This is a genomic window from Pantoea sp. ACRSC, assembly GCF_022346785.1.
Taxonomy (GTDB): Bacteria; Pseudomonadota; Gammaproteobacteria; order Enterobacterales; family Enterobacteriaceae; genus Pantoea; species Pantoea alvi.
In genome coordinates this window covers 50,786-75,729 of record NZ_JAKRNN010000010.1, presented here as the reverse complement: position 1 = coordinate 75,729, position 24,944 = coordinate 50,786, and the positions used below count along the sequence as shown (strand labels likewise).

The 24,944-nt window shown below is 61.2% G+C and carries 22 protein-coding genes; 10 read left to right on the top strand and 12 right to left on the bottom strand.

Going from position 1 to position 24,944, the window contains the following annotated elements; all coding sequences use genetic code 11:
• The first annotated feature begins 122 nt into the window (after positions 1-122).
• Positions 123-821, top strand: a complete 699-nt coding sequence (locus tag MHZ97_RS11715) for a CTP synthase (RefSeq protein WP_239314618.1) — start codon at positions 123-125, stop codon at positions 819-821.
• A gap of 140 nt (positions 822-961) precedes the next feature.
• Here the strand turns inward: MHZ97_RS11715 and nth are convergent, their stop codons facing one another.
• The 9 genes from nth to ydgT form a co-directional block, all read right to left on the bottom strand.
• A complete protein-coding gene (gene nth / locus MHZ97_RS11710; RefSeq protein ID WP_103795652.1) occupies positions 962-1,597 on the bottom strand; it encodes an endonuclease III in 636 nt (211 codons plus the stop codon).
• Positions 1,594-2,298 (bottom strand): electron transport complex subunit E, encoded by a 705-nt coding sequence (locus MHZ97_RS11705; protein ID WP_103795653.1) that lies wholly within the window; start codon positions 2,296-2,298, stop codon positions 1,594-1,596. The genes nth and MHZ97_RS11705 overlap by 4 nt, the downstream gene beginning before the upstream one ends.
• Positions 2,291-2,923, bottom strand: a complete 633-nt coding sequence (rsxG, locus tag MHZ97_RS11700; RefSeq protein ID WP_103795654.1) for an electron transport complex subunit RsxG — start codon at positions 2,921-2,923, stop codon at positions 2,291-2,293. Before rsxG ends, MHZ97_RS11705 begins: the two co-directional genes overlap by 8 nt.
• A 3-nt stretch (positions 2,924-2,926) precedes the next feature.
• Positions 2,927-3,985: an electron transport complex subunit RsxD gene (gene rsxD / locus MHZ97_RS11695; protein ID WP_239314619.1), complete on the bottom strand. Its 1,059-nt coding sequence runs from the start codon at positions 3,983-3,985 to the stop codon at positions 2,927-2,929.
• Positions 3,986-6,463, bottom strand: a complete 2,478-nt coding sequence (rsxC, locus tag MHZ97_RS11690; protein ID WP_239314620.1) for an electron transport complex subunit RsxC — start codon at positions 6,461-6,463, stop codon at positions 3,986-3,988.
• Positions 6,456-7,034 carry an electron transport complex subunit RsxB gene (gene rsxB / locus MHZ97_RS11685; RefSeq protein ID WP_103795657.1) on the bottom strand — a complete coding sequence of 193 codons (579 nt, stop codon included), beginning with the start codon at positions 7,032-7,034 and terminating at the stop codon, positions 6,456-6,458. The genes rsxC and rsxB overlap by 8 nt, the downstream gene beginning before the upstream one ends.
• Positions 7,034-7,615 (bottom strand): electron transport complex subunit RsxA, encoded by a 582-nt coding sequence (rsxA, locus tag MHZ97_RS11680; RefSeq protein WP_033747388.1) that lies wholly within the window; start codon positions 7,613-7,615, stop codon positions 7,034-7,036. The genes rsxB and rsxA overlap by 1 nt, the downstream gene beginning before the upstream one ends.
• Positions 7,616-7,738: 123 nt before the next feature.
• Entirely contained in the window at positions 7,739-8,182 is a 444-nt protein-coding gene (locus MHZ97_RS11675) for a DUF2569 domain-containing protein (protein ID WP_239314621.1), read from the bottom strand.
• A 104-nt stretch (positions 8,183-8,286) separates the two neighbouring features.
• The gene (gene ydgT / locus MHZ97_RS11670) at positions 8,287-8,502 is read right to left on the bottom strand and encodes a transcription modulator YdgT (RefSeq protein ID WP_103795659.1); all 216 of its coding nucleotides are present in this window, start codon (positions 8,500-8,502) and stop codon (positions 8,287-8,289) included.
• Between the two features lie 714 nt (positions 8,503-9,216).
• Here ydgT and ytfQ point away from each other — a divergent pair.
• The 4 genes from ytfQ to yjfF are packed head-to-tail and all read left to right on the top strand — an operon-like array spanning position 9,217 to position 13,734.
• Complete coding sequence (gene ytfQ / locus MHZ97_RS11665; protein WP_103795660.1) at positions 9,217-10,173, top strand: galactofuranose ABC transporter, galactofuranose-binding protein YtfQ; 957 nt, start codon at positions 9,217-9,219, stop codon at positions 10,171-10,173.
• A gap of 54 nt (positions 10,174-10,227) precedes the next feature.
• Positions 10,228-11,748 carry a galactofuranose ABC transporter, ATP-binding protein YtfR gene (gene ytfR / locus MHZ97_RS11660; RefSeq protein WP_239314622.1) on the top strand — a complete coding sequence of 507 codons (1,521 nt, stop codon included), beginning with the start codon at positions 10,228-10,230 and terminating at the stop codon, positions 11,746-11,748.
• Positions 11,741-12,751, top strand: a complete 1,011-nt coding sequence (gene ytfT / locus MHZ97_RS11655; RefSeq protein WP_239314623.1) for a galactofuranose ABC transporter, ATP-binding protein YtfT — start codon at positions 11,741-11,743, stop codon at positions 12,749-12,751. The genes ytfR and ytfT overlap by 8 nt, the downstream gene beginning before the upstream one ends.
• On the top strand, positions 12,748-13,734 hold the full coding sequence (gene yjfF, locus MHZ97_RS11650; protein WP_103795663.1) for a galactofuranose ABC transporter, permease protein YjfF: 987 nt from the start codon (positions 12,748-12,750) through the stop codon (positions 13,732-13,734). The genes ytfT and yjfF overlap by 4 nt, the downstream gene beginning before the upstream one ends.
• Positions 13,735-14,491: 757 nt before the next feature.
• Here yjfF and araA read toward each other — a convergent pair.
• Both araA and MHZ97_RS11640 read right to left on the bottom strand, forming a co-directional pair.
• A complete protein-coding gene (gene araA / locus MHZ97_RS11645) occupies positions 14,492-15,994 on the bottom strand; it encodes an L-arabinose isomerase (RefSeq protein ID WP_239314624.1) in 1,503 nt (500 codons plus the stop codon).
• An 11-nt stretch (positions 15,995-16,005) separates the two neighbouring features.
• Positions 16,006-17,691 carry a ribulokinase gene (locus MHZ97_RS11640; RefSeq protein WP_103795665.1) on the bottom strand — a complete coding sequence of 562 codons (1,686 nt, stop codon included), beginning with the start codon at positions 17,689-17,691 and terminating at the stop codon, positions 16,006-16,008.
• A gap of 367 nt (positions 17,692-18,058) precedes the next feature.
• Between MHZ97_RS11640 and MHZ97_RS11635 the strand changes: the two genes are divergently transcribed.
• The 5 genes from MHZ97_RS11635 (at position 18,059) to MHZ97_RS11615 (ending at position 23,724) form a co-directional block, all read left to right on the top strand.
• A complete protein-coding gene (locus tag MHZ97_RS11635; protein WP_103795666.1) occupies positions 18,059-19,042 on the top strand; it encodes an arabinose ABC transporter substrate-binding protein in 984 nt (327 codons plus the stop codon).
• 61 nt (positions 19,043-19,103) lie between these two features.
• The gene (araG, locus tag MHZ97_RS11630) at positions 19,104-20,624 is read left to right on the top strand and encodes an L-arabinose ABC transporter ATP-binding protein AraG (RefSeq protein WP_103795667.1); all 1,521 of its coding nucleotides are present in this window, start codon (positions 19,104-19,106) and stop codon (positions 20,622-20,624) included.
• A gap of 14 nt (positions 20,625-20,638) precedes the next feature.
• The gene (gene araH / locus MHZ97_RS11625; protein ID WP_103795668.1) at positions 20,639-21,625 is read left to right on the top strand and encodes an L-arabinose ABC transporter permease AraH; all 987 of its coding nucleotides are present in this window, start codon (positions 20,639-20,641) and stop codon (positions 21,623-21,625) included.
• A gap of 62 nt (positions 21,626-21,687) precedes the next feature.
• The gene (gene araC / locus MHZ97_RS11620) at positions 21,688-22,605 is read left to right on the top strand and encodes an arabinose operon transcriptional regulator AraC (protein WP_103795669.1); all 918 of its coding nucleotides are present in this window, start codon (positions 21,688-21,690) and stop codon (positions 22,603-22,605) included.
• A gap of 78 nt (positions 22,606-22,683) precedes the next feature.
• Positions 22,684-23,724 (top strand): oxidoreductase, encoded by a 1,041-nt coding sequence (locus MHZ97_RS11615; RefSeq protein WP_239314625.1) that lies wholly within the window; start codon positions 22,684-22,686, stop codon positions 23,722-23,724.
• Positions 23,725-23,899: 175 nt separating this feature from the next.
• On the opposite strand, the gene add is transcribed toward MHZ97_RS11615, so the two are convergent.
• Positions 23,900-24,898, bottom strand: coding sequence for an adenosine deaminase (gene add, locus MHZ97_RS11610; protein ID WP_103795671.1), 999 nt, complete (start codon positions 24,896-24,898; stop codon positions 23,900-23,902).
• Positions 24,899-24,944 lie beyond the last annotated feature (46 nt).

The window sequence follows — 24,944 nt, the reverse complement described above, 5'->3', positions numbered from 1 at the left end:
AAGGTAAAAGAAGAAAGGGTTTTTGCCGGCGGCAACGGCGAAGATTAAAATGCGAATTTTACCGTCTCGACATCAATTTAACGATCCGCTAACCTCGAAATTTCCATCTACAGGACGTAAATATGGCAGCTTCTTTACAGCTGGCGCTGGTGGGTGACTATCGCGCCAGCGCCGTAGCGCATCAGGCCATTCCTCTGGCTATTGAACGCGCCGCCGCCCGTCTGGGCACTGAGGTCAGCTTTCGCTGGCTTGCTACCGATCGGCTCGGCGATCTGAGCGCCGTGCGCCGCTGCGACGCCGTCTGGGTCGTACCGGGAAGCCCCTATCAAAACGATGAGAAGGTCTTTGAAACCATTCGCTGGGCGCGGGAGCAGCGTCAGCCGTTTCTCGGATCCTGCGGGGGATTTCAGTATGCGGTGATCGAGTATGCCCGCAACGTGCTGGGCTGGCAGGATGCGAACCACGCCGAGACCGACGAGGGCGGCCGCATGGTGATCGCGCCGCTTAGCTGTTCGCTGGTAGAGCAGCGGGGCGAAGTCAGGTTTGCGCCGGGATCGCGCATCGCCGAAGCCTATGGCGCGCAGTCAAGCGATGAGGGCTACCACTGTAATTTCGGCGTCAATCCGGCATTTAGCGAGGCGCTGGAAGGGCAGAATTTGCGTATTACCTCATGGGATGCTGCAGGGGATGTGCGCGGCATAGAGTTGATCGATCATCCTTTCTTTGTCGCAACCCTGTTTCAGTCGGAGCGGGCCGCGCTGCAGAAAAAAGATTCGCCGCTGGCGATCGCCTGGCTACAGGCGGCGCTGGCAGGGCGCTAAGGCATTACGGGCGCGTTCGCGCCCGTTACATCGTCGGCAGAGCGTTCGCCTTCTGGCAGATTTATCACGGGCGCGCCCGTTAAATCACCGGCAAAGCGTTCGTCTTCTGGCTGATTTATCATGGGGCGCGCCCGCGCCCGTTAAATTTCTGTCTTCTCAGGAAACTCGCACAGATCTTCAATCAGGCAGGCACCGCAGCGCGGCTTGCGCGCAACGCAGGTGTAGCGGCCATGCAGGATCAGCCAGTGGTGGCAATCCACCTTAAATTCGGCGGGCACCACCTTCAGCAGCTTCGCCTCGACCTCTTCCACGTTTTTCCCTGGCGCGAAGCGGGTGCGGTTGCTGACGCGGAAAATATGGGTGTCCACGGCGATGGTCGGCCAGCCGAAGGCGGTGTTCAGCACCACGTTGGCGGTCTTACGCCCGACACCGGGCAGCGCCTCCAGCGCGGCGCGATCTTCTGGCACCTCGCCGCCGTGCTGCTCCAGCAGAATGCGGCAGGTCTTAATCACATTCTCAGCTTTACTGTTATAGAGGCCGATGGTTTTGATATGTTCCTTCACCCCCTCTACGCCCAGCGCCAGCATCGCGGCGGGCGTACTGGCGACCGGATAGAGCTTCGCGGTCGCCTTGTTGACGCTGACGTCAGTCGCCTGCGCCGACAGCAGCACGGCGATCAGCAGCTCAAACGGCGAGGTGAAATTGAGCTCGGTGGTGGGGTGCGGGTTATTGTCCCGCAGCCGGCTGAGGATCTCTCTGCGCTTCGCCTGATTCACACTGCTTTCCCGGCTGGCGCGTGCGGCTCGGCGGCCGCGGCTTCAGCGGCGCGGCGCGCGGCGCGCTGTTTCATTTTCTGATCGATCAGGTATTTTGCGGCCAGCAGCATACCGAGTCCGATAAAGGCGCCCGGCGGCAGCATCGCCAGCAGCATCGGCGAGTCGAAGTGTACCACCTCAATGCGCAGCGCCCTGGCCCAGGGGCCGAGCAGCTGATCCGCGCCGTTAAACAGCGTGCCGCTGCCGATCAGCTCGCGAATCGAGCCGAGCGTGACCATGGCGCAGGTGGCACCCATGCCAATCGCGAAGCCATCCAGCGCGGCAAGGGGAATGCTGCTCTTCGAGGCGACCGCCTCGGCGCGGCCGACCACGATACAGTTGGTGACGATCAGCGGAATAAAGATGCCGAGCGACTCATAAAGGCCATAGGCGTAGGCGTTGATCAGCATCTGCACGCAGCTCACCACCGAGGCGATAATCATGACGTAGATTGGGATGCGGATTTCTGACGGCACCCAGCGGCGCGAGGCGGAAATGGCGCTGTTGGTAATGGTCAGCACCAGCGTGGTCGCCAGACCGAGGCCCAGCGCGTTGGTCGCCGTCGAGGTGACGGCCAGCAGTGGACAGAGCCCCAGCAGCTGCACCAGCGCCGAGTTGTTTTTCCACAGGCCGCCTACCAGCAGGTTTTTGGCTTCACTCATTTGCGTCTCCACATTCGGGCAGCGACGAGACCTTGCCGCTCAGCGTTTCAATCAGTAGCGCGGTGCGCTTAGTGGCGTTGACCACCGCGCGTGGCGTAATGGTGGCGCCGGTAAACTGGTCGAACTCGCCGCCATCCTTCTTCACCGCAAAGGCTTTGTCATCGGCGCCGTGCACCACTTTGCCGTTAAAGCTGTTGATCCAGTCTGAAATCCGCAGCTCGATCTTGTCGCCCAGGCCGGGGGTTTCGTGATGTTCAATAACGCGCACGCCCAGCACCTTGCCGTGAAAATCGGCGCCGACCAGCATCTGTATCGCGCCAGAATAGCCGTCCGGCGCGGTGGTCTCAAGCGCAGCCGCTACCGGCGTATCGCCTTTGCGCGCCAGATAGAGATGGTGCGGGGCGGTGCTGCCCAGTGCGGGGTCGGTGACAAGGTAACATTCGCGCTGGATCTGATTATCGTACAGATCTACCGGCACCACCTGATCCAGCAGGTTTTTCTGGTTCAGCGCCGTCTGATGGCTAATGGTCGGTTTGGTCACGTAGTTCACCACGGCGGTCAGGCCGGTGGTAAACACCGCGAAGAGTGCCAGGGTGACGGCGTTTTTACGGATAGTCTCAAGCATCGATCACTCCTTGCGATGGCCGTAAACGCGCGGCTGCGTGTAGTAATCGATCAGCGGCACGCAGATATTCGCCAGCAGCACGGCAAAGGCGACGCCGTCGGGATAGCCGCCAAAGCTGCGGATCAGCCACACCAGCAGACCAATCAGCGCGCCGTAGAGCAGGCGCCCGCGGTTGGTGGTGGAGGCGGTAACCGGGTCGGTGGCGATAAAAAACGCCCCGAGCATGGTCGCGCCGGAAAAGAGGTGAATCAGCGGCGTGTTCAGGCTCTCAGGTGAGATGAGCCAGCCCAGGGTGGCGCAGAACGCCAGCGACAGCAGCATCGCCGCCGGAATATGCCAGCGAATGGCGTTCTTCCACAGCAGAAACAGGCCGCCAGCCAGATAGCCGAGGTTAATCCACTGCCAGCCGAGACCCGCCAGCACGCCGCTATAGATCGGCTGCGCCAGCAGCTGCTCTGCGCTGTGCCCGGCGCGCAGGCCAGTTTTAAAGTTATCCAGCGGCGTCGCCTGGCTGACGCCGTCGACGCCGAGCTGCAGCTGCTGCATGGTATCGCCCGCCAGCGTATGGCCGGTAAAGATCATGCTCAGGGAATCGAACAGGCCGGGTTTCACCACCTGAAGCGCGTCGGGCGGCAGCCAGCTGGTCATCTGCACCGGGAAGGAGATCAGCAGCACCACATAGCCGACCATCGCCGGATTAAAGGGGTTCTGTCCTAAACCGCCGTAAAGCTGCTTGGCGATCACAATAGCGAACAGGGTGCCGATTACCACCAGCCACCAGGGGGCGAGCGGCGGCAGGCTGATGCCGATCAGCACGGCGGTAAGCAGCGCAGAGTTATCCGCGAGGCTGGGACCGACTGGCGCCTTGCGCAGGCGCAGAATGGCCGCTTCCGCCAGCCATGCGGTCAGCACCGCCAGCAGCACCTGCAGTACGCTGCCGTAGCCGAAGAAATACCACTGCGCGGCGAAGCCGGGTACGGCCGCCAGCACCACCAGCAACATAATATTGCCGGTGCTGCGGTGGTTATGGGTATAAGGAGAACTTGCGATACGAAAAGCCATTTATTCCTCAAACGTCGACGGCGGCTGCGCTTTACGCGCTTTTGCCCGGGCGATAGCGGCAGCGACGGCTGCCTTGCGCGCGTCTTCCGACGGACGCGCATCACTGTTTGCAACGTCGAGGGTCACGACGTCCTTTTCTGATGCCTGTGCCGCAGCGGCTTTCTTCGCTTTGGCGCGGGCGATGGCAGCTTCTACCGCCGCCTTGCGCGGATCAGCCGGCGGTGCATCGTCGACCGGCTGAACCTCTTCGGTGGGCGTGCCGGCTGCCGCCTGTGCTGCCTCAGCTTTCTTCGCTTTAGCGCGGGCGATGGCGGCCTCTACCGCCGCCTTGCGCGGATCAGCCGGCGGTGCATCGTCGACCGGCTGAACCTCTTCGGTGGGCGTGCCGGCTGCCGCCTGTGCTGCCTCAGCTTTCTTCGCTTTAGCGCGGGCGATAGCGGCTTCGACCGCCGCCTTGCGCGGGTCGACTGAGGGTGCATCGTCGACCGACTTAGTTTCCTCAGTCGGCGTGCCCGCTGATGCCTGCGCCGCGGCAGCTTTCTTCGCTCTGGCGCGGGCGATAGCGGCTTCGACCGCCGCCTTGCGCGGGTCGACTGAGGGTGCATCGTCGACCGACTTAGTTTCCTCGGTTGGCGTGCCGGCTGATGCCTGCGCCTCGGCAGCTTTCTTCGCTCTGGCGCGGGCGATAGCGGCCTCTACCGCCGCCTTGCGCGGGTCAGCCGAGGGTGCATCCTCGACCGACTTAGTTTCCTCGGTTGGCGTGCCCGCTGATACCTGCGCCTCGGCAGCTTTCTTCGCTTTGGCGCGGGCGATAGCGGCTTCCACCGCCGCCTTGCGCGGGTCGTCGGTCTGACGCGTCACCGGCTGGGTTTCCGCCTGCGCTTCTGCCTGGCGCAGACGCGCCTGTGCATGACGCGCCTGACGCTGCGCTTCTTCTACCGCCGGATCGACTTCGCCTGCCGCCTGCCGCTTCGCCATAACGCGTTCGCGGGCAGCGGCCAGTTCGCCTTCGTCGCTGCGCGCAACGCGCTGCTTCGCCTGTTCATGCTTCGCTTCGCGCGCCAGCTTCTCACGTTCCAGTCGCGCCTGGCGCGCCTCGAAGCGCGCTTTCGCCTCGGCGGTGCGCTTCGCCTCAAGATCGATGGCGCGCAGTTCCGCCTTCTCCTGGCGGTAGTACTGCACCAGCGGAATATTGCTCGGGCAGACCCAGGCGCAGGCGCCGCACTCAATGCAGTCGTCAATATGGTGGGCGCGCGCTTTATCGTGATCGCCGCCCTGGCTGTACCAGTAGAGCTGCTGCGGCAGCAGATTGGCCGGGCAGGCGTCGGCGCACGCGGAGCAGCGAATACAGGACTGCTCCTCGTCGTTGTTGCCCATTTCGCTGGCGGATGGGGCGAGAATGCAGTTGGTGATCTTCACCACCGGCACGTCAAGGGATGGCAGGGTAAAGCCCATCAGCGGACCACCCATAATCACCATCTGACGCGGCGCGGGGGTAAAGCCGACCTGGTGCAGCAGATGGCTGATCGGGGTGCCGATGCGGCTCCAGACGTTGCGCGGCTGCGCAATCGCCTCGCCGGTCAGGGTTACAACGCGCTCGGTCAGCGGCTCGCCGTCAATCACCGCGCGCTTCACCGCCCAGGCGGTGCCGACGTTCTGCATCAGCACGCCGATATCGGTAGAGCGTCCGCCGTGCGGCACTTCCATCCCGGTAAGAATTTTGGTCAGCTGCTTCGCACCACCGGAGGGATATTTGGTGGGGATCACGCGGATGTGCAGATCGCGCTCGCCGCCCAGCGCCTGTTTGAGTGCGGCGATCGCTTCCGGCTTGTTATCTTCAATGCCGATCAGCACGCGCTCGGCCTGCAACACCCAGGCGAGGATACGGCAGCCTTCCAGCACCTCGGCGGCGTAGTCCTGCATCAGGCGATCGTCGGCGGTGATATAGGGCTCGCACTCGGCGGCGTTGATAATCAGGGTCTTTACGCCGCGCAGCCCGCCGCGCAGTTTAGTGCCGGTGGGGAAGCCCGCGCCGCCAAGACCGGCGACGCCCGCGTCATGAATGCGCTGCACAATAGCGGCGCGTTCGCGCTGGCGGTAGTCCGCCATCGGCTCCAGACGTGCCCAGCGATCCTCGCCGTCCGGCGACATAAAAATGCACAGCTCCGACAGCCCAGAGGGATGCGCGGTCATATGCTGGCCAATGGCGTCGATGGTGCCGGAGGTGGGCGCATGCACCGGCAGCATGCGGCCGGTGCCGAAGGTCAGCGGCTGGCCACGCAGCACGCGATCGCCCGGCGCAACGCAAATCTCGCCTTCATGACCGATATGCTGCTTCAGCGGAATAATAAAATGGTTCGGCAGCGGCAGCTGGCTCAGCGGCGTGCCGTTCGACTGGGTTTTCATCTCCGGCGGATGAATGCCGCCCTCGAAATCCCAGAGCTTCTCTTTACGAAAGATATTCAACAGATTAAGCATGACTTTCTACCGGGATCACCCGTACAGGAATGGTTTCAAGATCCCACTTCCAGTTGGCGGTGGTCGTGGCCACTGGACGCATCTCGATGCAGTCGGTAGGACAGGGCGCGACGCAGAGATCGCAGCCGGTGCAGACGTCGCTCAGCACGGTGTGCATGGCGCGCGTCGCGCCGACAATGGCGTCGACCGGACAGGCCTGGATACATTTGGTGCAGCCGATGCAGTTCGCTTCATCGATCCAGGCGACGGTGCGCACCGGCTCTTTCGCCGTTTCATCGCCGTCGATCGGCTGAGGCTCGACGTTCAGCAGCGCCGCCAGCTTGAGCATCGTCTGCTCGCCGCCTGGCGCGCACTTGTTGATCGCCTCGCCGTTGTTGCCCACCGCGTCCGCATAGGGACGGCAGCCGGGATAGCCGCACTGGCCGCACTGGCTTTGCGGCAGCAGCTCGTCAATCTGCTCGACGATGGGATCTTCTTCAACCTCAAAGCGGCGTGAGGCGTAGCCCAGCAGGGCGCCAAACACCAGGCTCAGCGCGCTCAGAACGATAATGGCAATCCAGATCGCAGTCATCAGAATTTCACCAGACCGGTAAAGCCCATAAACGCCAGCGCCATCAGGCCAGCGGTCACCAGCGCAATAGAGGAGCCTTTAAAAGGCGCGGGCACGTTAGCCAGCACCAGACGCTCGCGCATGCCGGCGAACAGCACCATCACCAGCGAGAAGCCGAGCGAGGCGCTAAAGCCGTAAAGCGCCGCCTGCAGAAAGGTATGGTTCAGGTTGACGCTGAGCAGCGGCACGCCGAGCACCGCGCAGTTAGTGGTGATCAGCGGCAGGAAGATGCCGAGCAGCCGATAGAGCGACGGGCTGGTTTTGCGCACCACCATTTCGGTGAACTGCACCACAACGGCGATCACCAGGATATAGGCCATGGTACGCAGATAAACGAGATCGAGCGGCACCAGAATCAGGTGGTTCACCAGCCAGGCGCAAATCGACGCCAGGGTGATGACGAAGGTGGTCGCCAGGCCCATGCCAATCGCCGTTTCCAGTTTTTTGGAAACGCCCATAAAGGGGCAGAGGCCAAGAAATTTCACCAGAACGAAGTTGTTCACCAGCACAGTGCCTACAAACAGCAGCAGATAATCGGTCATTTTTTCGCCATTGATTCGGAAAGCGGCCCATTATCTGTGATCTGTGCCGCTATCTCAACCACTGCACGAATGGCAGCGCGCTGTTTCGCACTCAGAATTAAATTGTTGACGAAACTCACGGCGTTACGGCTGGATAAAGGTCGATTTTACCCGCTGCGAGCGCTTGAAATAGGGCACGAAAACCGCCGCGGCGAGCAGGGCGAGCAGCAGCGTCTGAGCAGCCTTGCCGTCGGAGACTGGCGTAAAGGCGAAGGTCTTCAGCGCCAGCAGCAGCGTCACCAGCAGCCAGATAATGTAGTGGCGCGGCAGGCGGCGCGAGCGTTTGCAGAAGATCCAGCAGACCCACAGGCTGTAAAGCCAGACGGCGAGCGCGGTGAGCAGCGAGACCGCCCAGTTAGTCACCAGCATGCCGCCGTGCGAAAAGAGCGTCGCGCGCCAGACTGGATTAAACAGTGGACTAAGGTACATCGCCAGCACCATGGCGCTGGTAAGCATCATCATAATCAGCCAGGCGAGCGGCACAAGCAGCCAGCCGCCGAGACGCGGCGCGGTTACCAGTTGATTCATTGAGGTGATCCTGTTGCGGCAAGGAAAACAGGAGAGGATAACACGTCTAAACAGGGCCTGCCCGCGCAGAAGCGATGCGGCGTCGGCAGGCCTGACTCCCTTTATCAGACTACGTAGCGCCACACCGTTTTCGGCACGCGGCCCAGGTCAAACAGCCGACCGCCCGATGCCAGCTCCGCGCGCCGGTGATCCGCCGCCCGGTACATGCTGATAATCTCGCTGTCATCGGTGAGCGAGTAGTTAAGGTGATCGTAGAGTTTTTCCAGACTTTCCAGATTATTTACTTTGCGGAATTTGAGCAGGTAATCTTGCGCAGTCATGATTGCCATAGATGAAGAGAACAGAGAAGAGGCCAGTATAGGGAGCAGGCGCAGGCTGTCCAGCGCCTTATGCTGAAAAAGAGACAAATTATTTACTTTAGTTAATCAATGCGCCAAAAACAGCACTTTCTGTCAGCCGCGCGTCAGGAAAGCGAAACGGCTAAAGCATAGCCGGTCAGCCTTACAGGTCCACCATCGCCTAGACCGCGACGCATTCGATCGCGCGCTTTATTTCCGCTTTTGCAGGGAAGATCCGCTTCGCTTACAGCAAGAAAGCATAATGAATTACGCGCCCGGAGTGTCGATGAAACAGAGGCGGGTAATAGCCTCTTTATTCCTGAGCAGGACGCGCTTTCTGCGCTGACGCTAGCGAGGCGGTGTCAGGCCAAATTCCCTCCGCGACTGTGCGGGAAATCACAAAATCGTTATCTCGCCCGCGCCCCGGTCGGCGACCAAAGTGTACGTATTATTGTAATCGCTTTCAGAGGCAGATTTCATAAGCGATTCTGTTTATTACATTTATTTAACCAGCCTTTTTAAATAACTCAGTTATTTTGTCCATGCACCCGCCTGCGCCAGACTGCCATACCTGCACGTAACCCCTTTAATTTGAACTGATTTGTGAAGCGCGTCGCCCTTATTCAGGCTGATTTACGCCAGGCTAAACGGGCTCTTTACCCTTACTCGCAAAAGCCCTTCAGAGGAATGCAAACTATGTGGAAACGTTTACTTTTGACCAGCCTGGTCAGCGCCGCGTTAGCCGCGCCGGTAATGGCGGCCGACCTGACCGTCGGCTTCTCGCAGGTCGGCTCCGAATCGGGGTGGCGCTCAGCAGAAACCAACGTGGCGAAAAGTGAAGCGGCGAAGCGCGGCATCACGCTGAAAATCGCCGACGGCCAGCAGAAACAAGAGAACCAGATCAAGGCGGTGCGCTCATTTATCGCTCAGGGCGTGGATGCGATTTTCATCGCGCCGGTTGTGCAGACCGGCTGGGAGCCGGTGCTGGAAGAAGCCAAAGACGCCAAAATCCCGGTATTCCTGCTGGACCGCGCCATCGTCGTGAAAGATAAGTCGCTCTATATGACGGTGGTGACCGCCGACAACGTGCTGGAAGGCAAGCTGATTGGCGACTGGCTGGTGAAGACCGTCGGCGACAAGCCGTGCAACGTGGTTGAGCTGCAGGGCACCGTCGGCGCCAGCGTCGCCATTGACCGTAAAAAAGGCTTTGCCGAGGCGATCGCCGGACACCCTAATATCAAGCTGACGCGTTCGCAGTCGGGCGACTTTACCCGCAGCAAGGGTAAAGAGGTGATGGAGAGCTTTATTAAGGCGGAGAACAACGGCAAAAACATCTGCATGGTTTACGCCCACAATGATGATATGGCGATCGGTGCGATTCAGGCGATCAAAGAGGCGGGGCTGAAGCCCGGCAAAGATATCCTCACCGGCTCTATCGACGGCGTGCCCGATATCTATAAGGCGATGCTGGCAGGCGAGGCTAACGCCAACGTCGAGCTGACGCCGAATATGGCTGGCCCGGCGTTCGACGCGCTGGAGAAGTTTAAAAAAGATGGCACGCTGCCGCCGAAGATCACCAAAACCGAATCCCGGCTCTATCTGCCTGCCGACGCGCAGGCGCAGCTGGATCGGAAAAAAGGCATGGGTTACTGAGCCGCGAGCCGCTCTACGGAGCGGCTTTTTATCTGTTGAGGCGGAGCTGACAAGATGATTAGGCACAATGACGATACGCTGCTCACCATCAGCGGCGTCAGCAAAGGGTTTCCCGGCGTGAAGGCGCTGGATAACGTGTCGTTTAGCGTGCGCAAAGGCGAGATTATGGCGCTGCTGGGCGAGAACGGCGCGGGCAAGTCGACGCTCATTAAGGTGCTGACCGGGGTTTACAGCCGCGACGCGGGCACGCTGACGCTGAACGGGCAGACCATTGCGCCGCGCAGCACCGCCGATGCGCAAAAGATGGGTATCGGCACCGTTTATCAGGAGGTTAACCTGCTGCCGAATATGACGGTGGCCGACAATCTGTTTATCGGGCGCGAGCCGCGCCGCTTTGGCATGGTTGACCGCCGCAAAATGGTGCGCGACGCCGACGCGCTGATGCGCAACTACGGTTTTATTCTCGACGTGACGCGCCCGCTGGGACACTACTCGGTGGCGATGCAGCAGATTATCGCTATCTGCCGCGCGGTGGATCTTTCGGCGCAGGTGCTGATCCTCGACGAACCGACCGCCAGCCTTGACGCCAGCGAAGTCGAGATGCTCTTTACCCTGATGGCGCAGCTGAAAGCCAAAGGGATGAGCCTGATCTTCGTGACTCACTTTCTCGATCAGGTCTACCGCATTACCGACCGCATCACGGTGCTGCGCAACGGCCAGTTTATCGCCACGCGCGACACCGCGACGCTGCCGCAGATTGAGCTGATCAAGCTGATGCTGGGGCGCGAGCTGCTGGAGACCGCGCTGCAGCGCCAGGGCAGCACGCTGCGCAGCGATCAGCCGGTGGCGTCGTTTCGCGACTACGGCAAGAAGGGCACCATTGAACCTTTCGATCTGGAGGTGCGCCCGGGCGAAGTGGTGGGGCTGGCCGGGCTGCTCGGCTCTGGCCGCACCGAGACCGCCGAGGTGCTGTTTGGCATTCGCCGGCCCGATCGCGGCACGGCAACCATTAAAGGCAAGCCTCAGACTATCCGCTCCCCGGCGCAGGCGTCGCGCCTCGGCATCGGCTTTTGCCCGGAGGATCGCAAAACCGACGGCATTATCGGCGCCGCCTCGGTGCGCGAAAATATTATCCTCGCGCTGCAGGCGCAGCGCGGCTGGCTGCGACCAATTAAGCGGCGCGAGCAGCAGGCGATTGCGGATCGCTTTATCAAGCGTCTCGGCATTCGCACGCCGCACGCCGAGCAGCCGGTAGAGCTGCTTTCCGGCGGCAATCAGCAGAAGGTGCTGCTGTCGCGCTGGCTGGTGACCAAACCGCAGTTCCTGATCCTGGACGAACCCACGCGCGGCATCGACGTCGGCGCCCACGCCGAAATCATTCGCCTGATCGAGTCCCTGTGCGCTGATGGGCTGGCGCTGCTGGTGATCTCTTCCGAGCTGGAGGAGCTGGTGGGCTACGCCGATCGCGTAGTGATTATGCGCGACCTGAAGCAGGTGGCGGAGATCCCGCTTGAGCAGCTGTCGGTGGCGTCGATTGTGAACGCCATCGCGGATGGAGGGGCACAACATGCTTGAATCCCATATGACGAAGCCAGAACGCCGTAAGTTTCGCCTGCCGCCGGGTCTGCCGCAGATCGCCGCGCTGATTCTGGTGCTGCTGGTGGATAGCCTGGTGGCGAATAATTTTTTCGCCGTCCATCTGCAGGATGGCCGTCTGTTCGGCAGCCCGATCGATATTCTTAACCGCGCCGCGCCGGTGGCGCTGCTGGCGATCGGCATGACGCTGGTGATCGCCACCGGCGGCATCGATCTCTCGGTGGGCGCGGTGATGGCGATAGCGGGCGCCACCGCCGCCACCCTGACGGTGGCGGGCCACAGCCTGACGACGGTCATTTTTTCCGCGCTGGGTGCCGGCCTGCTGTGCGGGTTATGGAACGGCGTGCTGGTGGCGCTGCTGCGCATTCAGCCGTTTGTCGCCACGCTGATTTTGATGGTGGCGGGGCGCGGCATCGCGCAGCTGATTACCCAGGGGCAGATCGTTACCTTTGACAGCGCGACGCTGGGCTGGCTGGGCAGCGGTTCGCTCTGGCTGCTGCCGGTGCCGGTGTGGATTACCCTGGCGGCGGCGCTGCTGGTCTGGCTGCTGACGCGCAAGACCGCGCTCGGGCTGTTTATCGAGGCGGTGGGCATTAACCTGCGCGCGGCGCGCAACGCGGGCGTGACCGGCTGGCTGGTGGTGATGTCCACCTATGCGATCAGCGGGCTGTGCGCGGCGGTGGCGGGTCTGATTGTGACCGCCGATATTCGCGGCGCGGACGCCAATAACGCCGGCCTGTGGCTGGAGTTGGATGCGATCCTCGCGGTGGTGATCGGCGGCGCCTCGCTGATGGGCGGCCGTTTTAATCTGGTGCTGTCGCTGATCGGCGCGCTGATTATTCAGGCGATGAATACCGGCATTTTGCTTTCCGGTTTCCCGCCGGAGCTGAATCAGGTGGTGAAGGCGGTGGTGGTGATGTGCGTACTGCTGCTGCAGTCGCCGCGCTTTCTGGCGATGTTGAAACGGAGACGGCCCCAATGATTAAACGTCATCTTCCCCTGATGATTACGCTGCTGGTGTTTGTTGCTGGCTATCTGTTCTGTCTGAGCCAGTTTCCCGGCTTCGCCTCGACGCGCGTAATTTGCAATATCCTGACCGATAACGCTTTTCTGGGCATTATTGCCGTGGGCATGACGTTTGTCATTCTCTCCGGCGGTATCGATCTGTCGGTGGGCGCGGTGATCGCTTTTACCGGCGTGTTTCTGGCGCGCGCCATCGGCGATCTGCATATTCATCCGCTGCTGGCGTTTGCCATTATTCTGGTGGCGGGCGCGCTGTTCGGCGCCATGATGGGCTGGCTGATCGACGCGCTGAAGATCCCGGCGTTTATTATTACCCTGGCGGGGATGTTTTTTCTGCGCGGCTGCAGCTATCTGGTGTCGGAGAATTCAATTCCCATCGATCATCCGCTGTATGCCACGCTTTCCAGCATGGCGTGGAAGGTGCCGGGCGGCGGGCGGCTGAGTTTGCTGGCGCTGGTGATGCTGCTGGTGGTGGCGGGCGGCATTTTGCTGGCGCACCGCACGCGCTTTGGCAATCAGGTTTACGCTATCGGCGGCAACGTTACCTCGGCGCAGCTGATGGGGATTTCCACGCGCGCGACAACTATCCGCATCTATATGTTGTCGACCACGCTGGCGACGCTGGCGGGCATTGTGTTTTCTGTTTATACCTCAGCGGGCTATGCGCTGGCGGGGCTGGGGGTCGAGCTGGATGCCATCGCCTCGGTGGTGATCGGCGGTACGCTGCTGTCCGGCGGCGTCGGGACGGTGCTGGGCACGCTGTTCGGGGTGTTGATTCAGGGGCTGATTCAGACCTGGATTAATTTTGACGGTACGCTGAGCTCCTGGTGGACCAAGATCGCGATTGGTATTTTGCTGTTTGCCTTTATCGCGCTGCAGCGTCTGCTGACGGTGATATGGGATCGGCAGAAGAATGCGCCGGTGAAGCGGATTGCGACCTGAGTTAAAAGAGGGGATTTGAGCCGCCTGCGGGCGGCTTTTTTGTTGTGTGCAAAGGGGGTTAACGTCATGGCTGTGATGTTATGCCGTGTGAAAGGGGGTATTGCCCGATCGCAAAGAATGCCCGCATCCATGCGGATCGGCCTCGCCATCCTGGCTCGGACGCTTTGCTCTTCGGGCAATACCCCCTTTCCCTTGCTGGCTACGGTATCGCTGTGTGAATAATACTCAGTGCTTAATAACGCATCGGTCTTGCCATCCGGGCAATACACCCTTTCTCTTGCTGGCTACGGTATCGCTGTGTGAATAACACTCAGCGCTTAATAACGCATCGGTTTTGCCATTCGGGCAATACCGCCTTTCCTTGCTGGCTACGGTATCGCTGTGTGAATAACACTCAGCGCTTAATAACGCATCGGTTTTGCCATCCGGGCAATACCCCTTTCTCTTGCGGGCCAGGGTATCGCTGTGTGAATAGCGCTGGAACAAATCGCACAGAGATTCATAAAGGAGGGAGGATGGGCAGTGGAGTGAAGCGTCCGAGCCATGGACAAAAACGGCGTGAGCGTTTTTGAACGATGCATAGCATTGGCCCGCTTGCGGGCGATTCCAGGATAGGACGAGTAAGGCGAGGCCGAGGCTCCACGAATGTTTTTAAACCGACTTCACAGAACTGCCCATCTTCCCGACCGGGCAGCTCGGCCTGAATAAAGAAAACGCCGACTGTAAAAGTCGGCGCGTATCTCTCTCAAACCACAGCCTAGCGTTTCGAGCGGTAATACACCTCGTTCCAGCGCAGCGCGTCCTTGAACGCCGGCAGCCGCGTATGCTCATCAATCACCAGCACTTCAATATCGTTCATCTCGCCGTAGAGATACATATCCTCCAGCGTCAGCGCCTGGCTGAACACCGTATGGTGCGCGCCGCCGCCCAGAATCCATGCCTCCGACGCGGTGGCCAGCGACGGCTGGGCGCGCCACAGCGCGCGCGCGACCGGCAGCTTCGGCAGCGGCTTCGGCTGCTCAATCGCATCCACCACGTTCACCAGCAGGCGGAAACGGTCGCCCATATCAATCACGCTGGCGTTGATCGCGCGACCGGCTGGCGTAGAGAAAATCAGGCGCGCCGGATCGGCTTTGCCGCCGATGCCGAGGAACTGCACATCGATCAGCGGCTTCTCCTCTTTGGCGATAGAGGGGCAGACTTCCAGCATATGCGAGCCTAATACCAGATCGTTGCCGGGCGAGAAGTGGTAGGTGTAATCCTCCATAAAGGAGGTGCCGCCGGGGCGATCCCCTGCCAGCACTTTGAAAATGCGCAGCAGCGCAGCGGTTTTCCAGTCGCCTTCGCCGGCGAAACCGTAGCCCTGGCCCATCAGGCGCTGCACCGCCAGACCGGGAAGCTGCGTCATGCCGTGCAGCGTCTGGAAGTTGGTGGTAAAGGCTTTACAGCATTCGTCGTCAAGGAAGCGCTTGATGCCGATCTCGATACGCGCCGCGTCGAGCACGTTCTGGCGCTTCTCGCCGCCGCTGGCCGCCACGTCGCTAAAGCGGTAGAGGCTCTCATACTCATCGATCAGCGCGTTAACCTCGCCGTCGCTTACCTGATTAATCACCTCGACCAGATCGCCGACGCCCCAGCCGTTGACCGCGTAGCCGAACTGGATCTGCGCCGCGACTTTATCCCCTTCGGTCACTGCCACTTCGCGCATATTGTCGCCGAAGCGCGCCACCTTCAGCTGCTGGCTGCTCTGCTTCGCGAAGGCGGCGCGCATCCAGTTGCCGATGCGCTGCTGGCTCGCCGCATCCTGCCAGTGGCCGGTGATCACGCTGTGCTGCAGCCCCATGCGCGCGCCGATAAAGCCGAACTCGCGGCCGCCGTGCGCGGTCTGGTTGAGGTTCATAAAGTCCATATCGATGCCGTCCCACGGGATCTCCGCGTTGAACTGGGTATGGAACTGCAGCAGCGGCTTGTTGAGCACGCTGAGCCCGCCGATCCACATTTTGGCGGGCGAGAAGGTGTGCAGCCAGGTGATGATGCCGACGCAGCTGTTGTCGTGGCTGGCGTCGCGGCAGAGCGCCAGCGCTTCATCCGGCGATTTCACCAGCGGTTTGGCGATAAGCTTTAGCGGCAAGGTGGAAGAGGCGTTCAGCCCTTCAACCACCTGGCGCGCGTGCTCTTCCACCTGACGCAGGGTCTCCGCGCCGTAAAGGTGCTGGGTGCCGATCACAAACCATACGCTGTGCGCGTTGTACTGATCCATAAAACCACTCCTCAATTAGCGTTGGCGGGGCGCGACGCATACTGCGGCTCAGCCGCCGCGCACCAGAATTGATAACGTTCGTAAAGCTGCTGATAGCGCGCGACACGCGTGGCGTCGGGCTGTAACGTGACGGCAATAGGGCTGGCCATGGCTTTTTGCGCCTCAGGCACCGAGGGGTAAACGCCCGCGGCAACGGCAGCGAAGATCGCCGCGCCTAACGCGCAGCACTCATCCGAGGCGACGATGTCCAGCGGGCGGTTCATCACGTCGCAGCACGCCTGCATAATGGCGGGCGATTTGCGCGCGATGCCGCCCAGCGTCAGGATGTTCTCCACCGGGATCTGCTGCTGTTCGAAGCACTCCATAATGGCGCGCGCGCCGAAGGCGGTGGCGGCGATCAGGCCGCCGAACAGCGCGGGGGCGTCGGTGCCGAGATTGAGATCGGTGATCACGCCTTTCAGGCGCTGGTTAGCGTTGGGGGTGCGGCGTCCGTTGAACCAGTCGAGCACCACCGGCAGGTGATCCAGCTGCGGATCGGCGGCCCAGGCTTCGGTGAGCTGGCGGATCAGGCTGCGCTGCAGTTCAGCCAGCTGCGGCTGTAGCTCAGGGTGCTGCGCTGCCGCCTGCTGCAGCGGCCAGCCGAGCAGGCGGCTGAACCAGGCGTAAATATCACCGAATGCAGACTGGCCCGCCTCACAGCCGATAGCGCCCGGCATAACGCTGCCGTCGACCTGGCCGCAGATGCCTTTGATGGCGCGATCGCCCACCTGGTCTGCATCGGCGATCAGAATGTCGCAGGTTGAGGTGCCGATCACCTTGACCAGCGTATAGGGCTGTGCGCCTGCGCCGACGGCACCCATATGGCAGTCGAACGCGCCGCCGGCGATAGTGACGGGTTGGTGCAGGCCAAGTCGCTGCGCCCATTCGGCGCTCAGCGTGCCGACCGGAATATCGGCGGTCCAGGTGTCGCTAAACAGCGGTGAGTCGAGCTGCTGGGTCAGCAGCGGATCGAGCGCGTTAAGGAAGTCGGGGTCGGGCAAACCCTGCCAGTCGGGATGCCACAGTGCCTTATGCCCGGCGGCGCAGCGGCTGCGCCGCAGGCTGGCGGGCGCGGTGGTGCCGCTCAGCAGCGCCGGCACCCAGTCGCACAGCTCGACCCATGATACGGCTGCGTCGCGCACCGCGGCGTCAGCGCGAGAGACGTGCAGAATTTTTGCCCAGAACCATTCAGAGGAGTAGATCCCGCCAATATAGCGGCTGTAGTCGGTAAAGCGCCCGCTGCGGCAGAGCTGGTTAATGGCTTCCGCCTCTTCAATAGCGGTGTGATCTTTCCACAGCACAAACATGGCGTTGGGGTTGTCGGCGAAGTCGGGACGCAGCGCCAGCACGTTGCCGTCGCGGTCAATGGGGGCGGGCGTCGAGCCGGTGGTATCAACGCCGATACCCGTGACGCTGTCACGTTGATCCGGCGTCAGCGCGTCGAGCACCCCCAGCAATGCCTGCTCCATCGCCTCGATATAGTCCAGCGGATGGTGACGAAAGCGGTTGGTATGGGGATCGCTGTACATACCCTGTTGCCAGCGCGAATAGTTCACTACGGCGCTCTTCAGCTCGCTGCCGCTGTCGCAGTCAACCGCCAGCGCACGTACCGAATCACTGCCAAAGTCGAGGCCCAGAGTGATGGCTCCAGCACGCATCGGTTTTCTCCTGTTATGAATAATCGTCCCTTATCCTGTGGCGGCGGCGCAGGAAACGTTATTCCCCGATGGCTGAGAATATGCACTTTTCTGTCATGGGCAGCGATTTTGTGATCGCCGACAAAAGTTGCCGGTCGGTTAAAATTGCTGAATATATGGAACATTTTGCCGTGATTTCAGGGTGTGATACCGCTCTACATTTTTCATCGTCTTTCCCGCTACAACTAGCCCAGCGTTTGCACAGGCTTTACTCATTCGCCGGTCTAACGCGCTGATTTTCATCTGTACCCAAAAAAGAAAACTGACTGGTAGCGTTTACACCGATTCGTTAACAGCAGGGAAAAACACCCTGGCTCCGGAGAGCATCATGCATAAATTCACTAAAGCGTTCGCGGCCATCGGCCTGGCAGCGGTTATGTCACATTCCGCTATCGCCGAAACCATGAAGCTGGGTTTTCTTGTCAAGCAGCCTGAGGAACCCTGGTTCCAGACCGAATGGAAATTCGCGGACAAAGCCGGCAAGGATTTAGGCTTTGAAGTGATCAAAATCGCCATTCCCGACGGCGAAAAGACCCTTAACGCCATCGACAGCCTGGCCGCCAGCGGCGCGAAGGGCTTCGTGATCTGTACCCCTGACCCCAAACTCGGCTCCGCTATCGTCGCCAAGGCGCGCGGCTACGATCTGAAGGTGATCGCCGTCGACGACCAGTTCGTTAACGCCAAAGGCAAGCCGATGGATAGCGTACCGCTGGTAATGATGGCCGCCACCAAAATCGGCGAGCGTCAGGGGCAGGAGCTCTATAAAGAGATGCAGAAGCGCGGCTGGAACGTCAAAGAGACCGGCGTGATGGCGATTACCGCTAACGAGCTGGATACCGCGCGTCGCCGCACCGGCGGCTCGATGGATGCGCTGAAAGCGGCCGGCTTCCCGGCGGCGCAGATCTATCAGGTGCCGACCAAATCCAACGATATCCCAGGCGCGTTTGACGCCGGCAACTCGCTGCTGGTGCAGCATCCGGAAGTGAAACACTGGCTCATCGTCGGCATGAACGACAACACAGTGCTGGGCGGCGTGCGCGCCACCGAAGGCCAGGGCTTTAAGGCGGCGGACGTGATCGGCATCGGCATCAACGGCGTCGACGCCATCAGCGAACTGTCGAAAGACAAAGCGACCGGCTTCTACGGCTCGCTGCTGCCCAGCCCTGACGTCCACGGCTACAAGAGCAGCCAGATGCTCTATGAGTGGGTGAGCAAAGGGGCGGAGCCGCCGAAATTCACCGAAGTCACCGACGTCGTGCTGATTACCCGCGACAACTTCAAAACCGAACTGGCGAAGAAAGGGTTGATGTAAACCCGCGTACCGTGCCGTCGCCTGCGCGACGGCACCTTTACGGTAAACCAGAGGAGTTACCATGAATAGCGAGCCAACCTTTCTGTCGTTTCATGGCATCAGCAAGACCTTTCCCGGCGTTAAAGCGCTGCAGGATATCTCGTTTGACTGTCGCGGCGGCGAAGTACACGCCCTGATGGGCGAGAACGGCGCGGGCAAATCGACGCTGCTGAAAATTCTCAGCGGCAGCTATCAGCCCAGCGGCGGTGAAATCCGCATCAAAGGCGAGCCGGTCAGTTTTCAGCACACCAGCGAGGCGCTGGATGCTGGCGTCGCCATTATCTATCAGGAGCTGCATCTGGTGCCGGAGATGAGCGTGGCGGAGAACATCTACCTCGGTCAGATCCCGCACAAGCGCGGCCTGGTGAACCGCAAGCTGCTGCGCTACGAAGCGGGGCTGCAGCTGAAAAATCTCGGCATGGATATCGATCCCGATATGCCGCTGAAATATCTCTCTCTCGGCCAGTGGCAGATGGTGGAGATCGCCAAGGCGCTGGCGCGCAACGCGCGCATCATCGCGTTTGACGAACCAACCAGCTCGCTGTCGGCGCGCGAAATCGAGAACCTGTTCCGCGTTATCCGCCAGCTGCGCGCAGAGGGCCGGGTAGTGCTCTACGTGTCGCACCGCATGGAAGAGATCTTTGCGCTCAGCGACGCTATTACCGTCTTTAAAGATGGCCGCTACGTGCGCACCTTTACCGATATGGCCAATACCCATCATGACGATCTGGTGCAGGCGATGGTGGGACGCAACCTCGGCGATATCTACGGCTATACGCCGCGTCCGCACGGGCCGGTGCGGCTGGTGCTGGAGAAGGTCGAGGCGAAAGGGGTGCGCGAGCCCATCTCGCTTGAGGTGCGCGCCGGTGAAATCGTCGGCCTGTTTGGGCTGGTGGGTGCCGGACGCAGCGAGCTGATGAAGGGCATCTTCGGCGCGACCCGGCTGCGCGGCGGGCGCATTCTGCTGGATGGCGAGGTGCTGAAGCTGCGCGAGCCAATCGACGCTATTCGTGCCGGCGTGATGCTCTGCCCGGAAGACCGCAAAGCCGAGGGGATCATTCCTGTTCACTCGGTGCGCGACAACATCAATATCAGCGCGCGCCGTCATAATCTGACCGCCGGCTGCCTGATTAAAAATCAGTGGGAGACCCGCAACGCCGACAGCCATATCCGCTCGCTCAATATTAAAACGCCTCACGCCGAGCAGCTGATCATGAACCTCTCGGGCGGCAACCAGCAGAAGGCGATTCTCGGCCGCTGGCTGTCGGAAGAGATGAAGGTGATCCTGCTGGACGAGCCGACGCGCGGCATCGACGTCGGCGCGAAACATGAGATCTACAACCTGATCTATCAGCTGGCGAGCAAAGGCATTGCGGTGCTGTTCGCCTCCAGCGACCTGCCGGAAGTGATGGGCCTGGCCGACCGCATCGTGGTGATGCGCGAAGGCGCTATCGCCGGCGAACTGCTGCATGACGCCGCCACGGAGCAGCAGACGCTGAGCCTGGCGATGCCTAAAACCACCCAAGCGGCCGCCGTGGCCTGACAGAGGAAAAAATTATGTCTTCATCCACAACTTCAGGTACGCCGCCGGTGCAGCAGCGCAGCGGCATGCGCTTTGGGCGTATCTGGGATAACTTCGGCATGCTGGTGGTGTTTGCGCTGCTGTTTGTCGCCTGCGCCGTGTTCGTGCCTAACTTCGGCTCCTTTATTAATATGAAAGGGCTGGGCCTGGCGATGTCGATGTCGGGAATGGTGGCGTGCGGCATGCTGTTCTGCCTCGCTTCCGGCGATTTCGACCTGTCGGTCGCCTCGGTGATCGCCTGCGCGGGGGTGGTTACTGCGGTGGTGATCAATATGACCGAGAGCCTGTGGATCGGCGTCTTTGCCGGCCTGCTGATCGGCGTCGCCACCGGCTTTATTAACGGCTTTGTGATTGCGCGCCTGAAAATCAACGCCCTGATCACCACGCTGGCGACGATGCAAATCGTGCGCGGCCTGGCCTATATCTTCTCCGACGGCAAGGCGGTCGGCATCGAAGATGAGCGCTTCTTTACCCTCGGCTTCGCCAACTGGCTCGGCGTGCCCGCGCCGATCTGGCTCACTATCGCCACCATGCTGATTTTCGGCTTCCTGCTTAACAAAACCACCTTTGGCCGCAACACGCTGGCGATCGGCGGCAACGAAGAGGCGGCGCGGCTGGCGGGTGTGCCGGTGGTGCGCACCCGCATCATCATCTTTATTCTCTCCGGCCTGGTGTCGGCGGCGGCGGGCATTATTCTCGCCTCGCGCATGACCAGCGGCCAGCCGATGACGTCGCTGGGCTACGAGCTGGTGGTGATCTCCGCCTGCGTGCTGGGCGGCGTCTCGCTGAAGGGCGGCATCGGCAAAATCTCCTACGTGGTTGCAGGCGTCCTGATCCTCGGCACCGTAGAGAATGCGATGAATTTACTGAATATCTCGCCATTCTCACAGTACGTAGTGCGTGGTCTGATACTGTTAGCTGCGGTGATTTTCGACCGCTATAAACAAAAGCATAAAGCCTGACGGCACAAAGACGCGGCGCTCTGGCGCCGCGCGCGGCTTAATCCTGACTGAGTGAGGACGTTATGTACCACCGTGAATCCACAGCGGCGCAGCAAAATCCTCTGTTGCCCGGTTATCCCTTCAACGCCTGGCTGGTGGCCGGGCTGACGCCAATCACGGCCGACGGGCCGCTCGATTTCTTTATTGACCGCCCGCACGGCATGAAAGGCTTTATTCTCAACCTCACTATTAAAGGCAAAGGCCGCGTATTCGACGGTGAAAACGGCTTTGACTGCCTGCCGGGCGATATGCTGCTGTTCCAGCCGAAAACGCCGCACTACTACGGGCGCGCCTCCGACAGCCCGGAATGGCATCACCGCTGGGTCTACTTCCGTCCGCGCGCCTACTGGAACGACTGGCTGCAGTGGCAGGACGCGCGCGAAGGCGTCGGGCGGCTCCATCTCAACGAAACGCTGCGCGCCGAGTTCGACCGGCTGTTCGCCAGCATCGAGCAGACCCATAACTCCGGCCGCCGTTTCGCCGAGGAGCTGGCGATGAACCTGCTGGAGCGCCTGCTGCTGCGCGCGGTAGAGGAGGATCCGCGCAGCCATCAGCAGGTGCGCGATCCGCGCATTATCGAAGCCTGCCAGTACGTCACCAACCATCTCGCCAGTGAAGTCAAAATTGAAGAGGTGGCGCGCCACGTCTGCCTGTCGCCGTCGCGGCTGGCCCACCTGTTCCGCGAGCAGATGGGCGTTAACCTGCTGCGCTGGCGCGAGGACCAGCGCGTGATCCGCGCCAAGCTGCTGCTGCAAACCACGCAGGAGCCGATCGCCAGCGTCGGGCGCGAAGTGGGTTACGACGACCAGCTCTACTTCTCACGCGTGTTCCGCAAGCGGGTCGGCGTCAGCCCCAGCGATTTTCGTCGTCGCAATCAGGATGCGCAGGATAGCCTGCTTGCCGAAACGCCCTGGCCGATGGCGCAGCGTGCTATATCCTGATTTTTCGGGAGAATCCTGCTTGTTCTAACCGATGCTATGGTCTTAAATCAGTCGGGTATACGAATAAGAGGAGTAATAATGAGCGATAAACTTCGTGTTGGATTGATGGGATACGGCTTTGCGAGCAAGACGTTTCACGCGCCGCTGATTGCGGGCACGCCGGACGTCGAGCTGGCCGCTATCTCCAGTAGCGACGAAGCGAAAGTGCACGCCGACTGGCCGCAGGTAAAAGTGGTGGCCGATCCTCAGGCGCTGTTAGAGGACCCGTCGCTGCAGCTGATCGTGATCCCGACGCCCAACGATACCCACTTTCCGCTGGCCAAGGCGGCGCTAAACGCCGGTAAGCATGTGGTGGTGGATAAACCCTTTACCGTGACGTTGTCACAGGCGCGCGAGCTGGAGGCGCTGGCGAAGGCTAAAGGCCTGCTGCTCTCGGTGTTCCACAACCGCCGCTGGGACAGCGACTTCCTGACGCTTAAGCAGCTGCTGAATGAGGGCTCGCTGGGTGAGGTGCGCTATTTTGAATCGCACTTCGACCGTTTCCGCCCGGAAGTCCGTCAGCGCTGGCGCGAGATGAAAGGCGCCGGCAGCGGCATCTGGTACGATCTGGGGCCGCACCTGCTCGATCAGGCGCTGCAGCTGTTTGGCGCGCCGGTGGCCATTAACGTCGATATGGCGGAGATGCGCCCAGGGGCGCAGACCACCGACTACTTCCACGCCACGCTGACCTATCCGCAGCGCCGCGTGGTGCTGCACGCCAGCATGCTGGTGGCGGCGGAGTCACCGCGTTACGTGGTGCACGGCCTGCGCGGCAGCTACGTGAAATATGGTCTCGACCCGCAGGAGGATCGGCTGAAGGCGGGCGATTTTCCGCCGGGCGAAGAGTGGGGCTACGATATGCGCGACGGCGTCCTGACGCTGGCCGACGGCGAAGGGGTCAAGGAAGAGACGCTGATGACGCAGCCGGGCAACTATCCCGCCTACTATGCGGCAGTGCGCGACGCGATTAGCGGACGCGGCAGCAACCCGGTGACGGCGGAAGAGGCGATTCAGGTGATGGAGCTGATCGAGCTGGGGCTGCAGTCGGCAGAGAAGCGCCAGACGCTCTCGCTGAAGTAACCGGCAAAGGCTAACGGCGCTGTTCACGCCGTTGCCCGATCTCAGCCCGCTGGAAACGTAAAACGCGGATAACCGGGCCAAAGAGTAAAGCGCTGGCCCGGCGACGGGGCACCTCAGAGATGAGGTGCCTTGTCAGCACATTACTTACTCACAAAGGCCGCATCCGCGGCCTTTTTTACGCCTGCACTTTATTGCGGATAGCGGTTTTCTCGGCGTCGCTCAGGAAGGCGATGGTCAGGCCATTCTCCTGCGCCTGGCGGATCTGCGCGGCGCTCAGCCCGGCAGCGGGCGCGGCGTGCTGATACTCGTGCGCCAGCTCAATACCCTGAACCGCCGGATCGTCGGTGTTTAGCGTCGCCAGGATGCCGTGCTCCAGAAACTGCTTCAGCGGGTGGTGCGCCAGCGAGGAGACGGTGCTGGTCTGGATATTGGAGGTCAGGCAGGACTCGATGCCGATGCGGTGCTCGGCGAGAAAGTCCATCAGCGCGCGATCTTCAATCGCTTTCACGCCGTGGCCGATGCGCTCGGCGCCCAGCTCGCGGATCGCCTGCCAGATGCTCTCCGGCCCGGCCGCTTCGCCCGCATGCACCGTCACGCGGAAGCCGGCGTCGCGCGCCCGGGTAAAGTGGCTCAGAAACTCGCTGCCGGGAAAGCCCAGCTCGTCGCCCGCCAGATCGACAGCGGTGATGTGATCGCGGTGCGCCAGCAACCCTTCCAGCTCGCGCAGGCAGGCTTCGTCGCCGAAGGTGCGGCTCATAATGCCGATCAGGCGCACGTCGACGTTATATTTCTGGCAGCCCGCCTTAATCCCGTCGATAACCGCTTCCACCACGCCCGCCACCGGCAGGTTATGGTTCATCGCCATATAGCCCGGCGAAAAGCGCAGTTCGGCGTAGTGAATGCCGGCGCGCGCCGCATCTTCAACGTTCTCCAGCGCGATGCGGCGGCAGGCGTCGAGATCGCCCAGCACTTTGACGCCCCAGTCGAGCTTATTCAGGAAGCTCACCAGATCGGGCTGGTTCTCCACGACCTGAACGTGGGGACGCAGCGCTTCCAGCGTGGTGGCGGGCAGGGCGAGGTTAAACTGGCGGCCTAAATCCAGAATGGTTTGCGCGCGGATGTTGCCGTCAAGATGGCGATGGATATCGGTAACGGGAAGGCTGGAATCGAACATGCTGCACTCTCTGACAGGAATAAAAGTGCAGACCATTATAGAAACA

Excerpts from the sequence above, each read along its gene's own strand:
- ytfQ (WP_103795660.1), top strand. The coding sequence starts at position 9,217 with ATGTGGAAACGTTTACTTTTGACCAGCCTGGTCAGCGCCGCGTTAGCC.
- MHZ97_RS11715 (WP_239314618.1), top strand. The coding sequence starts at position 123 with ATGGCAGCTTCTTTACAGCTGGCGCTGGTGGGTGACTATCGCGCCAGC.
- MHZ97_RS11705 (WP_103795653.1), bottom strand. The coding sequence starts at position 2,298 with ATGAGTGAAGCCAAAAACCTGCTGGTAGGCGGCCTGTGGAAAAACAAC.
- rsxA (WP_033747388.1), bottom strand. The coding sequence starts at position 7,615 with ATGACCGATTATCTGCTGCTGTTTGTAGGCACTGTGCTGGTGAACAAC.
- rsxG (WP_103795654.1), bottom strand. The coding sequence starts at position 2,923 with ATGCTTGAGACTATCCGTAAAAACGCCGTCACCCTGGCACTCTTCGCG.
- ydgT (WP_103795659.1), bottom strand. The coding sequence starts at position 8,502 with ATGACTGCGCAAGATTACCTGCTCAAATTCCGCAAAGTAAATAATCTG.
- rsxC (WP_239314620.1), bottom strand. The coding sequence starts at position 6,463 with ATGCTTAATCTGTTGAATATCTTTCGTAAAGAGAAGCTCTGGGATTTC.
- yjfF (WP_103795663.1), top strand. The coding sequence starts at position 12,748 with ATGATTAAACGTCATCTTCCCCTGATGATTACGCTGCTGGTGTTTGTT.
- araH (WP_103795668.1), top strand. The coding sequence starts at position 20,639 with ATGTCTTCATCCACAACTTCAGGTACGCCGCCGGTGCAGCAGCGCAGC.
- ytfR (WP_239314622.1), top strand. The coding sequence starts at position 10,228 with ATGATTAGGCACAATGACGATACGCTGCTCACCATCAGCGGCGTCAGC.
- MHZ97_RS11615 (WP_239314625.1), top strand. The coding sequence starts at position 22,684 with ATGAGCGATAAACTTCGTGTTGGATTGATGGGATACGGCTTTGCGAGC.
- araA (WP_239314624.1), bottom strand. The coding sequence starts at position 15,994 with ATGGATCAGTACAACGCGCACAGCGTATGGTTTGTGATCGGCACCCAG.
- araG (WP_103795667.1), top strand. The coding sequence starts at position 19,104 with ATGAATAGCGAGCCAACCTTTCTGTCGTTTCATGGCATCAGCAAGACC.
- rsxD (WP_239314619.1), bottom strand. The coding sequence starts at position 3,985 with ATGGCTTTTCGTATCGCAAGTTCTCCTTATACCCATAACCACCGCAGC.
- araC (WP_103795669.1), top strand. The coding sequence starts at position 21,688 with ATGTACCACCGTGAATCCACAGCGGCGCAGCAAAATCCTCTGTTGCCC.
- MHZ97_RS11640 (WP_103795665.1), bottom strand. The coding sequence starts at position 17,691 with ATGCGTGCTGGAGCCATCACTCTGGGCCTCGACTTTGGCAGTGATTCG.
- MHZ97_RS11635 (WP_103795666.1), top strand. The coding sequence starts at position 18,059 with ATGCATAAATTCACTAAAGCGTTCGCGGCCATCGGCCTGGCAGCGGTT.
- MHZ97_RS11675 (WP_239314621.1), bottom strand. The coding sequence starts at position 8,182 with ATGAATCAACTGGTAACCGCGCCGCGTCTCGGCGGCTGGCTGCTTGTG.
- rsxB (WP_103795657.1), bottom strand. The coding sequence starts at position 7,034 with ATGACTGCGATCTGGATTGCCATTATCGTTCTGAGCGCGCTGAGCCTG.
- add (WP_103795671.1), bottom strand. The coding sequence starts at position 24,898 with ATGTTCGATTCCAGCCTTCCCGTTACCGATATCCATCGCCATCTTGAC.
- ytfT (WP_239314623.1), top strand. The coding sequence starts at position 11,741 with ATGCTTGAATCCCATATGACGAAGCCAGAACGCCGTAAGTTTCGCCTG.